Source organism: Candidatus Poriferisocius sp., from assembly GCF_965219775.1.
In the GTDB taxonomy this organism is placed as follows: Bacteria; Actinomycetota; Acidimicrobiia; order Acidimicrobiales; family Bin134; genus Poriferisocius.
In genome coordinates this window covers 34195-46208 of the sequence record NZ_OZ244793.1, presented here as the reverse complement: position 1 = coordinate 46208, position 12014 = coordinate 34195, and the positions used below count along the sequence as shown (strand labels likewise).

Here is a 12014-nt window from a genome sequence, read left to right as displayed (position 1 = left end):
ACTGTGGGGGGTTACAAGCCCAGTTGGCGCTTCACCGCCGGAGCGTCGGCGGCCGACACCGGCGACGGCCCCCGCAACTGGCGCTTGCGCTTGGGGGCCTTTTTCTCCAGGATGTGGTTCTTGTAGGCGCGGCGTCGGCGGAGCTTGCCGGTGCCGGTGGTCTTGAACCGCTTGGCTGCGCCGCGGTGGGTCTTCATCTTGGGCATGTCGTTGCTGTGCGCTTCAGGGAGCGGTATCGGTGGTTGCGGCCTCTTGGTCCGCCTGGGCAGCCGCCTTGGCGGCCTGCTTGCGGGACTTCCTCTTCGCCGGTCCGAGCACCATGGTCATGTTGCGTCCGTCGAGCCTGGGGTAGACCTCCACCTTGGCCACCTCGGCCACCTCGGTGGCGATGTCGTCGAGGATGCGGCGCCCCAACTCGGGGTGCTGCACCTCGCGGCCACGGAACATGATCGTGACCTTCACCTTGTAGCCTTCCTCGAGGAAGCTCTTCACCTTGCGGGTCTTGGTTCCGAAGTCGCCCGGCCCGATCTTGGGCCGGTACTTCATCTCCTTGACCACGATGTTGGTGCTGTTTCGCCGGGACTCCTTGGCCCGTTGGGCGGCCTCGTACTTGTACTTGCCGTAGTCCATGATCCGGCACACCGGGGGGTTCGCCTTCTCGGCGACCTCCACCAGGTCGAGGCCGGCTTCACGGGCCAAATCCAACGCCTCCGGCAGCAGGCGAATGCCTATCTGCTGGCCGTCCTGACCAACGAGGCGGACCTCTCGGGCGCGAATCCGGTCGTTGATCCTCGGCTCAGCATCAACCGAGGCTATGGCCGATCACCGCTTCGCAATGCGCATGTTCCTCTCTCTTGACGTTCGGGGCTGACGCACACTACACGGAATGCCCCCAATCGGGAGTCTCCCGCTGAGAAGTCCCCCGTCCGGGAGTCCCCCGTTCAGCAGGCTTCCGCTTGCGCGCCAAAGTTGCGGGGTAAGAGTATCAGTGTTGGGCGACAACAACGCCAAACGAGGAAGAAGGAGCCGACAACCAGCCATGAGCACATTGTGGACACCAGGCGGCGAGGTGCCGGTGGACGACGGCCGGGGACGGTCGGCGCCACCGCCACCCCAGACCCCCACCGAGGCACCCGAGGATCCCCTGGCCGGACTGAGCGACGAGGAGCGGGCCCAGGCCGAGGAACTGGCCCAGCAGCTCGCCGAGGCCCGGGAGCAGATTGCCCGGACCCCGGCGGCCGTGGTGGTGGCCAACCACGCCATGGGCCTCTACGAGCTGGGTGCCATCCATCTCAGCCAACAGCCCCCCAACCTGGAGGAGGCCCGGCTGGCCATTGACGCCCTCGGGGTGCTGGTGGACGGGTTGAAGGATCGCCTCGGCGACAACGAGGCCACCCTGAGGGACGCCCTCCACCAGATCCGCATGGCATTCGTGCAGGTGTCGCGGGCTACGGAGGGTACTGGCGAGGAGTGAGCCCGGCGGCCTCCCATTGGCCCCGATGGCCGGGCCGCAACCAGAAGATCACCTCGGCGCGGGCTGGGATGGTGCGGCTGCCGTCGGCCACGGCGGTGCAGTGAAACGGGTACTCGGTGCCGTCCTCGGCGGTGACCACGCCCCAGCCGCCGTTGTCGTCGAAGGAGGCGACCGTGCCGGTCAGAGGCGCGCCGGACTCAGGGCCGGTCAATGGACGATCTTGGCCAACGGCAACTCGATGATGTCGCCGGCCCCGGCGTCTTTGAGGTCGGGAATCAACACGTTGATGTCGGCTTTGGGCACCACCGTCTCCACCGCGTAGCCGTGGCCGCCGAACAGCTCGTTGACCGTGGGGGCCTTCATGGACGGCAGCAGGTCGATCACTTTGTCCAGACTGGCCGACGGCACGTTCATCTTCACCAGCACCTTGCCGCGGGCCTCCAGCACCCCGACCAGCAGGGTGTGGATCTGCTCCATGGCGTGGCGACGCTCGGGATCGGCGTACCCGGCGGGATTGGCCACCAACTCGGTGTAGGAGGTGAGGATGGTGTGAATGATCCGCAGCCCTGCGGCTCGCAGCGCCCGACCGGTCTCGGTGATCTCCACCACCGCGTCCACGATGTCGGGCACTTTGGCCTCGGTGGCCCCGTACGACAGGGCGATGTCGGCCTCGATGCCCAGGTCGTCGAAGAACCGCCGGGTGACGGCGGGGTACTCGCTGGAGATCTTCACCCCCTGGGGCAGGTCCTCGGCGGCCTGCCAGGGTGAATCGGCGGGTACGGCCAACACCATCCGGATGGGACGGGAGGTGTTCTTGGAGTAGCGCAGCTCCCCCAGCGACACCACCTCGCTGCCGGTCTCGACCACCCAGTCCCGCCCGGTGATGCCCAGGTCGAACAGCCCGTCGGCCACGTAGCGGGGTATCTCCTGGGGCCGGAGGATGCGGACGTCGGCGATGCGGGGGTCGTTGATGGTCGCCCGGTAGGCCACTTCGGAGCTGCGGTGGACGGTGATGTCGGCGGCGTCGAACAGCTCCAGGGTCGCCTTCTCCAACGACCCCTTGGGCAGCACCAGCGAGAGCATCCCCCCACGCTACCGGGCAGCAGTCACCGGGCCGTGGTCAATAGCAGGCGGCCCGCAGGTCCACCCGCAGGTCGGGCCCCAGGCGGCTGACGCCCTTGATCTCTCCTCGCCACACCTCCGACACGGTGGCCGCGCCGGGCCCGGCGAACATCGGGCGGCCGTCGTTGCCCCCCATCAGGGCCGGGGCCACGTACACCGCGTAGTGGTCCACCAGGCCGCTCTGGTGGAAGGCGGCCGCGGTGGTGGCCCCTCCCTCCACCAGGAGTTGGACCACTCCCTGTCGCCCGAGATCGTCCAGCACGCCCTCCAGCGGCCCGTGCATTGGTTGGGCGGGCTGCACCCGGGCGTCGGGCGGGGCGGTGCCCAGCACGACCCGCAGCGGCTGGTCGGTCCTGGGGGTCATGCCAGCGGGGGGTTGCCAGTCCCGCACGGTGAGACGGGGGTTGTCGGCCCGCACCGTGGCAGCCCCCACCAGCACGGCGTCGCTCTCGGCCCGGAGCCGGTGGACGTCGGCCCGGGCCTCGGGGCCGGTGATCCAGCGGCTGGTGGCGTCGGGGGCGGCGATGCGGCCGTCCAGGGTGGCGGCCAGCTTCAACACCACCCAGGGCCGGCCGGTGCGGCGGTGCTTGAGGTAGGGGGCCAGCAGCTCGGCGGTCTCGGGGGCCCGCACCCCCACCGCCACGTCCATCCCGGCGGCCCGCATACCGGCCAGGCCCCGGCCCGACACCGCCGGGTCGGGGTCCTCGAGGGCCACCACCACCCGAACGATGCCGGCGGCGATTACGGCGTCCACGCACGGCCCGGTGCGGCCCTGGTGGGCGCACGGCTCGAGCGTGGTGTAGAGGGTGGCGCCTTGGGCTCGTGTCCCGGCGGCGGCCAGCGCGTTCACCTCGGCGTGGTTGCCCCCCGGCGGGGCGGTGGCGCCGGTGAACTGCTCGTCGCCGGCATCCACCACACACCCCACCCACGGGTTGGGCGACGTGATCAGGCGGCAGGAACGGGCGGCCTCCAGGGCCATGTCCATCATGGCGACCGCTCGGTGCTGCTCGGACGTCAACGCTCAGCCCGTCCTCGGCCGTCCGGGATTCAGTGCTCGGTGGGTTGATCGGCCAACAGGCGCAGCGCGTGGGGGAGCATGTCGAGCACCGCGCCCAGGCACTCTACCGACCCCTTGGGGGAGCCGGGCACGTTCACGATGAGCGCCGTGCCCCGGGTGCCGGCGATGGCCCGCGACAGGCGGCCGAACGGGCTCACCAGCCGGGTGGCCTCGGCCAGGCCGTCGGCCCGACGCTCCAGCACCTCGGCGGTGCCCTCGGGGGTCAGGTCCCGAGGGCCGAATCCGGTGCCACCGGTGGTGACGATCAGCCCGGCGTACCCGTCGGCCATCTCGATGAGGGCGTCGCGCACCGACGCCACCCCGTCCTCGACCGCCCGCCGGTCGTCCACCCGGTAGCCCTCACCGGTCAGCAACTCCACCAGTGCCTCCCCCGAACGATCCTCCCGGGTGCCGGCGATGACCCCGTCGGACACCGTCAACACCTTCGCCCCCAACCCTGCCGTCTCTCGATCCGCCATCCCCTCAGGCTACCCGTGCCGGTGTTCGCCGAACGGGCCGGCGTTGCGACCTTGCCGGGCGGCTTCCGGCGGGGTCAGCTTGGGCCCGGTGTTCGGTAGCGGGCGATGAACATGGCGTCGGTTTGGTGGTGGTGGGGAAGGACCAGGGCACCTCGGCCACAGGGGCGCCAGCGGGAGTCTTCGACGGGAATGGGGACGGCCTCGGGAAACTCCCGGGCCACCACAGCGTCGATGGCGGTGGTCTCGGCGGCGGTCACGGTGCAGACGCTGTAGACCACCACGCCGCCGGGGGCGACGGTGGCGAAGGCGGCCTGAAGCAGGTCGACCTGGAGCCGGGTCAGGTCGTCGACGTCGTCGGGCTGCACCCGCCAGCGGGCGTCGGGACGGCGCCCGAGCACGCCCAGGCCCGAACACGGGGCGTCGACCAGCACCCGGTCGAAGCAACCGGGGGCGAACGGTGGGTGGCGACCGTCGGCCACCACCACGCCGCCCAGCGTAGTTCCGGTGCGGGCTGCGGCCTTCGCCACCAGGGCGGCCCGGTGCCGGCGGCGGTCGGCGGCCACCACGGTGGCCCCGCGGTGGGCCACGGCGGTGGCCTTGCCCCCGGGACCGGCGCAGAGATCGAGCACCCGCTCCCCCGGCCGGGCGTCCACCAACTCGGCCACCCACTGCGAGGAGAGGTCCTGGGTGTAGCCGTCGGGGCGCACCGTGACCGTCGGGGGGCGGTTCATCTGCTCGAGGGCGCCGTGGGCTTCGTCCACGCCCAGGTCGGCTTCCAGTCGGGACACCACCCAGTCGGGGTAGCTCAACCGGACGGCGTCGCTCGGCCAGTCGGGCACCCCGTCGGCCACCCGCCGCAACACCGCGTTGACGAACCCCCGTTGGCGACGGGGCGCGGCCCGCACGGTCTCGCTGACCGCGGCGTAGGCGGGCGTGGCCATCATGTGGAGCTGGTAGGCCCCGATGCGGAGCAGGTTGCGGGTGGCCAGTTCGGGGGCGTCGGACACGAACCGGTCGATCAGATGATCGAGGGCCCGGCGCATCCGGGTCACCCCGTAGACCACCTCGGTGATGAAGCCCGCGTCGCGTGGGGGGAGGTCGGCGGCGGCCAACACCAGATTGGCGTAGGCGCCGTCGGCCTCGATGCGCGTGAGCAACTCGGCGGCCACGGCCCGTGAGTTCGGCGCAGGGACTGCCGGGCTCACGGTCCCAGGCGATCGTCGGCCGTTGGTCGAGCGCCTCGCAGCCAGTCCTCGGCCAATTGTCGGGCCCGGCCCTCGGCCTGCACCTCCACCAGGCGAAGCCGTCCGCCACCGGTGCCCACCAGCGTGCCGTCGAGCGTGCCGGGAGGCGAGTCTCCGATGTCGGGCGCCGCCGACCAGACCTTGAGTGTCCTGCCTCGCCAGGTGGTCCACGCACCCCCCACCCTCACTTGGCGGTGCAGGTACTCGGCGGGACGGTCCCAGTCGAGCCGCCGCTCGTCGCGGGAGAGCTTGTGGGCGTAGCTCGGCGGGCCCTGTTGGGGTACGGGCTCGCCGAGGCCGTCGCGCAGGGCACCCACCAGCAGCGGCACGGCCTGGTCCACCAGTTCGGCCCGCAGCGACACCGCGGTGATGTCGGGGGCGATGGGCATCTCGGCTCGCCGGTAGACGCGGCCGGTGTCGAGCCCCTCGGCCACCTCCATCACGCACACCCCGGTGGTGGGGTCGCCCGCCAGGATGGCCCGCTCCACCGGGGCCGCCCCCCGCCAACGGGGCAAGAGCGAGAAGTGAACGTTGACCATGGCCAGCCGGTCCAGCACGTGGGGCCGGATGATCTGCCCGAAGGCCACCACCACGCCCAGGTCGGCATCGGCGGCCAGCACGTCGTCCACCTCATGGGCAACCGGGATGCCCAAGCGCTGGGCTGCGGCCTTCACCGGGTTGGGGGTGGGCTCGGCCCGCCGCCCCCGGCGCTTGTCGGGCCCGGTCACCACCAGGGCCACGTCGAAGCCGGCCTCGGCCAGAGCTTCCAGGAAGGGCACCGCCGCCCCAGGGGTGCCGAGAAAAACCAACCGGCCGATCTCAGCCGGGGGGTCGATCACGGCAGGGACAGTCCGTCTCCGGTGCCGGGGGGACGGCCGGATTGGCCGGTCACCCGCTGGCGGAGAATGCGCTTGGCGTCCCGGCGCTGGTCGTCGTCGAGGTAGTCGAGCAGCATCTTGCCGTCGAGGTGGTCGAGTTCGTGCTGGAACAGTCGGGCCTGGAGATCCTCGGCCTCGATGCTCACCTCGTTGCCGTCGAGGTCGACGGCCCGCAGGTGGATGCGGCGGGGGCGAACGATCTCCCACGACAGCTCGGGAACCGACAGGCAACCCTCGTTGTAGGTCCACTCGCCGTCGCTCTCGGCGATCTCGGGATTGGCCAACACGCCGGGACCGTCACCGAAGTCGTACACGAAGAACCGCTGCGACACGCCCACCTGGGGAGCGGCCAGACCGATGCCCGGCGCCTCGTACATGGCGGTGAACATCTGTTGGCACAACTCGGCCATCTCCCCGTCGATGTCGGTCACCTCGTCGGCCACGCGCCGCAACACCGGGTCGCCGTACACCCGTATCCGCAGGGAGGCCATGGGTGAATCGTACCGCCTGCCCCATGGGCTGCCGCACCCCGATGGGCCGACGTCACCGACCCAGCCGAGGGGTTCTTGCCGCAAAGAGCCCTCCTGGTGCCCCCGATGCGCCATGGCCGACGAGCCCAACCGATACCGTCATGTCGTGGGCCAACCGCATTATTTCAGCGACTCGCCGGCGGGCAAACACCGACCGGGTGTCGTGTCGTTGCGGGTGGGTGACCTGAACGTGGAATTGGCCACCGATGGTGGGGTGTTCGCCGCCGACGAGGTGGACTGGGGCACCCGCTACCTGCTGGCCGAGGCCCCCCGTCCCCCGGAGCACGGGCCGCTCTTGGATCTGGGCTGCGGCTACGGGGCCATTGCGGTGGCGCTCAGCCGGTGGGCGCCCCGAGCCCCCCTTTGGGCGGTGGACGTTAACCCCCGGGCGTTGGCGCTGTGCCGTGCCAACCTGGATCGCCACGCCGCCGGCAACCCCGCGGTGGTGTGCCGACCCGAGGAAGTGCCGGCCGACGTGCGCTTTGCCGCCATCTATTCCAACCCGCCCATCCGTATCGGCAAGGCCGCCCTCCACGACCTGCTGGCCACCTGGCTGGATCGCCTGACCCACGACGGGCAGGCCTTCCTGGTGGTGAACAAGCACCTGGGCTCCGACTCGCTGGCCCGGTGGCTGAACGAAGGGGGCCGGCCCACCACCCGGCTCCGATCCCGCCGCGGCTACCGCATACTGGAGGTTGCAGCCCAAACCGGGGACACCCAGTCAGAGTCCGCGCTATGATGAGATGGCTTCCCCCGAGGCGCTCCATCTGAAAGCCCGTCATTCATGGACGTTGCAACCAACATCATCCTGAGCATCTTGGGAACAGGGTTCTTGGGCCTGTTCGCCCTCCATCTGCGCCGTCTCGAGCACCGTCTCGACACCCTCGAAGCCACCATGCACCGAGGCTTCGAGGCCGTCGACCGCAAGCTCGAGCGTATCGACGCGCAGTTCGAGCGCATCGACTCCACTTTGAGCTTCCACGGGGAGCGGCTCGCAGGCCTGGAGTCACGATGGCCCCCTCGCCAGGAGGACTAGATCGCTCGGAGGGGGTCCACGTCGATGCGGAGGCGGCCGGGGGGGCGTTCCGCTGAGGCCAGCGCATCGCACAAGGTGTCGTACTCGGGCGCCCGCAGGAAGAACTGCCCACCGGGATCGGGGGCGATGCGGACCCCATCGGGCCGACCGAGACCGGCCATGAACTCATCGGCCACCGGCCCGGACACCACGGCCAGGGCCCCGTAGGGCGGCAGACCCAACTGGCGGCGACGATCCCGTTCGGACCGGGCCAGCCACGCGGGATCGGCCCGGAACGCGGCCTGCACCGCAGGGTCGTCGGGCAAACGGGTCTGCACCAGAACGCGCCCGCCGTCGTTGCGCCCGCCGGTGATCCGGGCGGCCCGGGCCACCAGAGCCAGCGCCTGCTCCCGGGCCCGGAACCGGGGGGCCAACAGTTCCTGATCGAACTCCAAGAACGCCACGGCCTCGAAGGGGCGGCCCAGGTGCAACACCGCCTCGGTGCCCACCACCACCCGGGCGGTGGGCGGACCCTCATAGCCACTGCCGGTGGACTCGGCCACTGGGGTCCGCACCAGGGCCTCCAACTCCTCGCGCACTCGGCTCACCCCAGCCCGCAGGTTCTTCATGGCCGTGCTGCCACACTCGGCGCACACCTTGGGGCGGGTGTGGCCCGCCGCCCGGCACACCAACCCCCCCTCGTCCCCCTGGCGCATCGGCGACCCGCAATCGGTACACACCACCAGTTCCCCGCACACCCCGCAGGCCAACAGCAGGGCTCGACCTTTGCGGTTCAACACGCACGCCACCCGGCCGCCCTCCCGCAGCACCCGCACCAACGACGGCGAATACAGGCCCGAGCGGCCGGCATCCTCACCCCGGCGGTCCACCACCTCCACCAGGGGCCAGCTCTCCCGTTCCGGGCCCCGGGCCGGACGCAGCACCGGCTTGGCCCGCAGGGCCTCCAGGCTGGGCACCGGCGACAGCAACACACAGGGCACCCCGGCCCGACGAGCCCGCTCCACGGCCACGTCGCGGGCGTGCCAGGTGGGCGCCGACGCCGAGCAGTAGGCCTCGTCGTGCTCGTCGATCACCAGCACGGCGGCCAACTCGGGCGCGGGCGCCCAAGCGGCCGACTGGGTGCCCACTACCGTGGCCCCCGCCGCGGCCGCCGCCCACCCGGCCGGGTGCCGCACCACCCACGCCCCCTGGCGGGCCAGCCGCCGGGTGAGGTCGTCGGCCCGGTCGTGATCGGGCACCAGAATCAGCGCCTGACCCCGAGCGGCCGCGGCCACGGCCACCGGCAGCGGATCCACCGAGGGTCCCAGCCGCAAGGTGCGACCCTCACCCTCGAACAGGTCGGCGTAGTCGCCGGTGGCCACCAATCGGGACTGCCGTCGGCGGGCGGGCGCGGCCACCATCCGGGGGGGCGAGGCCGTCCGCAGAAAGTGCGCCCGCCGCCCCGCCCAGCGCCACGCCGCCCAGGCGCTCAACTCAATGAGCCCTGCGTCGGGCCCCAGCCCGCTGAGCTTGGCCAAAGGCGCGGGCACCACCCCCTCGGGGGGCACCACGTCGAGAGCGGTGATCCAACCCCCCACCCGGCGACCGTGCAACGCCACCCGCACCATCGATCCCACCGCCAACCGGGCATCGCCCGCCAACGACTCCGGGACCGCGTAGTCGAACTCCTTGTCGATACCGATGACGTCGGTCAGAACCCGGACGTTCACATGGTCCGTCAGGAAAGGCCGAGGGCCGAGCGGAGGTCGTCCGCCCGGTCGGTGCGCTCCCAGGTGAAGATGTGCTCGGGGCTGCGCCCGAAGTGCCCGTAGGCCGCGGTGTCCCGGTAGATGGGCCGCAGAAGGTCCAGATCCCGGATGATGGCGGCGGGCCGCAGATCGAAAATCTCGTTCACCTGGTGGCTGATCTTGGCCGGGTCCACCGTCTCGGTGCCGAAGGTCTCCACCATCACCGACACCGGACGGGCGATGCCGATGGCGTACGACACCTGCACCTCGCAGCGGCTGGCGGCCCCGGAGGCCACCACGTTCTTGGCCGCCCACCGGGCGGCGTAGGCCGCCGACCGGTCCACCTTGCTGGGGTCCTTACCCGAGAAGGCGCCCCCGCCGTGGCGGGCCATGCCCCCGTAGGTGTCCACGATGATCTTGCGCCCGGTGAGGCCGGCGTCGGCCACCGGTCCGCCCCGCACGAACTTGCCGGTGGGGTTCACCAGCACCTCGTAGTCGTCGTCTCGGAAGCGCTCGGGCACCACCGGGGCGATGACCTGCTCCTTCAGGTCGTCGCACATCTCCTGCAGGTCGGTTCCGTCGCGGTGGTGGGCCGACATCAGCACGGTGTTCAGCCCCACCGCGGTGGTCCCCTCGTATTCGAAGGTCACCTGGCACTTGCCGTCGGGACGCAGATAGGGCACCTTGCCCGCCCGCCGAACCTCGGTCAGCCGCTCCACCAGCCGGTGGGCGATGTGGATGGGCAGCGGCATGAGCTCGGGGGTCTCGTCGCAGGCGAACCCGAACATCATCCCCTGGTCACCGGCGCCCTGCTCCAGCGGATCGGATCGGTCCACCCCCTGGGCGATGTCGGGCGACTGATCGTCGATCGACACCATCACCCCGCAGGTGTTGCCGTCGAACCCGTAGTCCTCCCGGTCGTAGCCGATGCCGATGATGGTGTCGCGCACCACCCGGGGGATGTCGATGTAGGCGTCGGTGGAGATCTCCCCGGCCACCACCACCAGACCGGTGGTCACCAGGGTCTCGCACGCCACCCGGCAGCCGGTGTCCTCTGCGAGCAGGGCGTCGAGCACCCCGTCGGAGATCTGATCGGCGATCTTGTCGGGGTGACCGCCGGTGACCGACTCGGACGTGAAACGGTAGCGGCTGGGGGAACCTTGGCTCATTGCTTCTCCTGGCTGTCGACCCGGTCATCGGCGTTGCGGTCGGCCACCACCAGGTTGAGCACGGCGTGGGCCACCTGCCGCTTGGAGCGCAGACCGATCGGGTGAATCCGGCCGTCGCAAGCTAGCACGAGCACCTCGTTGGTGTCGTGGACGAAGCCCGCGTTGTCGGCGGTCACATCGTTGGCCACGATGTAGTCGGCCCCCTTGCCCCGGAGCTTGGTGGCGGCATTGGCGGCCACGTCGCACGTCTCGGCGGCGAACCCCACCAGGATCTGACCCTCGGGTTTGGCCGCCCCCAACGTGGCCAGGATGTCCGGCGTGGGTTCCAGGCGAATTTCGGGAACCCCGTCGCGTTTCTTCAGCTTGGCGTCGGCGGCCTCGACAGGCCGAAAGTCGGCCACCGCGGCGGCCATGACCACCAGGTCGGCAGCCGCCGCGGCTCGGGTGGTGGCGGCGGCCATCTCCTCGGCGGTGTCCACCCGCACCACGGTGGCGCCCGGTGGGGCGGGCCGATCCACGGTGGTGACGACGGTCACGTCGGCTCCCCGGCCGGCGGCCTCCTCGGCGAAGGCGTAACCCTGCTTGCCCGACGAGCGGTTGCCGATGTAGCGGACGGGGTCGATGGGTTCCCGGGTGCCCCCGGCGGTGACCACCACGCTCAACCCGGCCATGTCTTGGGCCGACCTGTCCGGGCCGGCCATGTCCCCGGCCGACCTGTCCGGGCCGGCCATGTCTTGGGCCGACCGATCCGGGGCCAGCACCCGGGCGACTGCGGCCACGATCTCGGCGGGGGGGCTGAGCCGGCCGGCCCCCTCGTCACCCCCGGCCAGGCGGCCCGATTCCGGCCCCACCACGTGAACGCCCCGCGCCGCCAGCGTGGCGATGTTGTGGGCGACCGCCGGGTGCTCCCACATCTCGGTGTGCATGGCCGGGCAGACCACCACCGGCGCCCGGGTGGCGATGAGGGTGGCGGTGAGCAGGTCCGACGAGATGCCCGCGGCGTAGGCCCCGATCACCCGGGCGGTGGCCGGGGCCACCACGATGCAATCGGCGGTCTGGCCCAGCGTGGTGTGGGGAATGGGATCGTCGTCGTCGAACAGGCTCATCCGCACCGGCTCCGAGGCCAGGGCGTCGAACGTGGTCCGGCCCACGAACCGGGTGGCCCCCTTGGTGAGCACGGGGATCACGTGGGCACCGTCGTCCACCAGAAGCCGGCACACCTCCACCGCCTTGTAGGCCGCGATTCCGCCGCTCACGCCGAGCACAATGCGCTTGCCGGCGACCGCTGTCATGGGTTG

At 71.1% G+C, this 12014-nt stretch carries 15 protein-coding genes; 3 read left to right on the top strand and 12 right to left on the bottom strand.

Going from position 1 to position 12014, the window contains the following annotated elements; all coding sequences use genetic code 11:
- Positions 1 to 11: 11 nt before the first annotated feature.
- Together rpmI and infC are read right to left on the bottom strand one after the other, a co-directional pair.
- Entirely contained in the window at positions 12 to 206 is a 195-nt protein-coding gene (gene rpmI, locus ACOQPQ_RS00235; RefSeq protein ID WP_420637446.1) for a 50S ribosomal protein L35, read from the bottom strand.
- Positions 207 to 222: 16 nt separating this feature from the next.
- Complete coding sequence (gene infC, locus ACOQPQ_RS00230; protein ID WP_420640328.1) at positions 223 to 789, bottom strand: translation initiation factor IF-3; 567 nt, start codon at positions 787 to 789, stop codon at positions 223 to 225.
- Positions 790 to 1039: 250 nt separating this feature from the next.
- Between infC and ACOQPQ_RS00225 the strand changes: the two genes are divergently transcribed.
- Complete coding sequence (locus tag ACOQPQ_RS00225) at positions 1040 to 1474, top strand: DUF1844 domain-containing protein (protein WP_420637445.1); 435 nt, start codon at positions 1040 to 1042, stop codon at positions 1472 to 1474.
- On the opposite strand, the gene ACOQPQ_RS00220 is transcribed toward ACOQPQ_RS00225, so the two are convergent.
- From ACOQPQ_RS00220 to def, 7 genes are all read right to left on the bottom strand, one after another.
- Positions 1449 to 1685, bottom strand: a complete 237-nt coding sequence (locus ACOQPQ_RS00220) for a cold-shock protein (RefSeq protein ID WP_420637444.1) — start codon at positions 1683 to 1685, stop codon at positions 1449 to 1451. The two genes, ACOQPQ_RS00225 and ACOQPQ_RS00220, sit on opposite strands and share 26 nt — an antisense overlap.
- Positions 1682 to 2557, bottom strand: a complete 876-nt coding sequence (hisG, locus tag ACOQPQ_RS00215; RefSeq protein WP_420637443.1) for an ATP phosphoribosyltransferase — start codon at positions 2555 to 2557, stop codon at positions 1682 to 1684. The genes ACOQPQ_RS00220 and hisG overlap by 4 nt, the downstream gene beginning before the upstream one ends.
- 37 nt (positions 2558 to 2594) lie before the next feature.
- The gene (ribD, locus tag ACOQPQ_RS00210) at positions 2595 to 3614 is read right to left on the bottom strand and encodes a bifunctional diaminohydroxyphosphoribosylaminopyrimidine deaminase/5-amino-6-(5-phosphoribosylamino)uracil reductase RibD (RefSeq protein ID WP_420637442.1); all 1020 of its coding nucleotides are present in this window, start codon (positions 3612 to 3614) and stop codon (positions 2595 to 2597) included.
- Positions 3615 to 3643: 29 nt separating this feature from the next.
- Complete coding sequence (locus tag ACOQPQ_RS00205; protein WP_420637441.1) at positions 3644 to 4132, bottom strand: MogA/MoaB family molybdenum cofactor biosynthesis protein; 489 nt, start codon at positions 4130 to 4132, stop codon at positions 3644 to 3646.
- A 74-nt stretch (positions 4133 to 4206) separates the two neighbouring features.
- Entirely contained in the window at positions 4207 to 5337 is a 1131-nt protein-coding gene (locus tag ACOQPQ_RS00200) for a transcription antitermination factor NusB (protein ID WP_420637440.1), read from the bottom strand.
- Entirely contained in the window at positions 5334 to 6215 is an 882-nt protein-coding gene (locus ACOQPQ_RS00195; RefSeq protein WP_420637439.1) for a methionyl-tRNA formyltransferase, read from the bottom strand. The genes ACOQPQ_RS00200 and ACOQPQ_RS00195 overlap by 4 nt, the downstream gene beginning before the upstream one ends.
- Positions 6212 to 6745 (bottom strand): peptide deformylase, encoded by a 534-nt coding sequence (gene def / locus ACOQPQ_RS00190; protein ID WP_420637438.1) that lies wholly within the window; start codon positions 6743 to 6745, stop codon positions 6212 to 6214. The genes ACOQPQ_RS00195 and def overlap by 4 nt, the downstream gene beginning before the upstream one ends.
- 145 nt (positions 6746 to 6890) lie before the next feature.
- Here def and ACOQPQ_RS00185 point away from each other — a divergent pair, with 145 nt between their 5' ends.
- Positions 6891 to 7523, top strand: a complete 633-nt coding sequence (locus ACOQPQ_RS00185) for a class I SAM-dependent methyltransferase (RefSeq protein WP_420637437.1) — start codon at positions 6891 to 6893, stop codon at positions 7521 to 7523.
- 45 nt (positions 7524 to 7568) lie between these two features.
- On the top strand, positions 7569 to 7820 hold the full coding sequence (locus ACOQPQ_RS00180; RefSeq protein WP_420637436.1) for a hypothetical protein: 252 nt from the start codon (positions 7569 to 7571) through the stop codon (positions 7818 to 7820).
- Here the strand turns inward: ACOQPQ_RS00180 and ACOQPQ_RS00175 are convergent.
- From ACOQPQ_RS00175 to ACOQPQ_RS00165, 3 genes are read right to left on the bottom strand one after another with little or no spacing between them, the layout of a single operon-like run.
- Positions 7817 to 9529, bottom strand: a complete 1713-nt coding sequence (locus ACOQPQ_RS00175) for a hypothetical protein (RefSeq protein ID WP_420637435.1) — start codon at positions 9527 to 9529, stop codon at positions 7817 to 7819. The two genes, ACOQPQ_RS00180 and ACOQPQ_RS00175, sit on opposite strands and share 4 nt — an antisense overlap.
- 8 nt (positions 9530 to 9537) lie before the next feature.
- On the bottom strand, positions 9538 to 10716 hold the full coding sequence (gene metK / locus ACOQPQ_RS00170) for a methionine adenosyltransferase (RefSeq protein ID WP_420637434.1): 1179 nt from the start codon (positions 10714 to 10716) through the stop codon (positions 9538 to 9540).
- A complete protein-coding gene (locus ACOQPQ_RS00165; RefSeq protein WP_420637433.1) occupies positions 10713 to 12008 on the bottom strand; it encodes a bifunctional phosphopantothenoylcysteine decarboxylase/phosphopantothenate synthase in 1296 nt (431 codons plus the stop codon). The genes metK and ACOQPQ_RS00165 overlap by 4 nt, the downstream gene beginning before the upstream one ends.
- Between the last annotated feature and the right edge of the window lie 6 nt (positions 12009 to 12014).

Excerpts from the sequence above, each read along its gene's own strand:
- rpmI (WP_420637446.1), bottom strand. The coding sequence starts at position 206 with ATGCCCAAGATGAAGACCCACCGCGGCGCAGCCAAGCGGTTCAAGACC.
- ACOQPQ_RS00225 (WP_420637445.1), top strand. The coding sequence starts at position 1,040 with ATGAGCACATTGTGGACACCAGGCGGCGAGGTGCCGGTGGACGACGGC.
- hisG (WP_420637443.1), bottom strand. The coding sequence starts at position 2,557 with ATGCTCTCGCTGGTGCTGCCCAAGGGGTCGTTGGAGAAGGCGACCCTG.
- ACOQPQ_RS00205 (WP_420637441.1), bottom strand. The coding sequence starts at position 4,132 with ATGGCGGATCGAGAGACGGCAGGGTTGGGGGCGAAGGTGTTGACGGTG.
- def (WP_420637438.1), bottom strand. The coding sequence starts at position 6,745 with ATGGCCTCCCTGCGGATACGGGTGTACGGCGACCCGGTGTTGCGGCGC.
- ACOQPQ_RS00180 (WP_420637436.1), top strand. The coding sequence starts at position 7,569 with ATGGACGTTGCAACCAACATCATCCTGAGCATCTTGGGAACAGGGTTC.
- metK (WP_420637434.1), bottom strand. The coding sequence starts at position 10,716 with ATGAGCCAAGGTTCCCCCAGCCGCTACCGTTTCACGTCCGAGTCGGTC.
- ACOQPQ_RS00165 (WP_420637433.1), bottom strand. The coding sequence starts at position 12,008 with ATGACAGCGGTCGCCGGCAAGCGCATTGTGCTCGGCGTGAGCGGCGGA.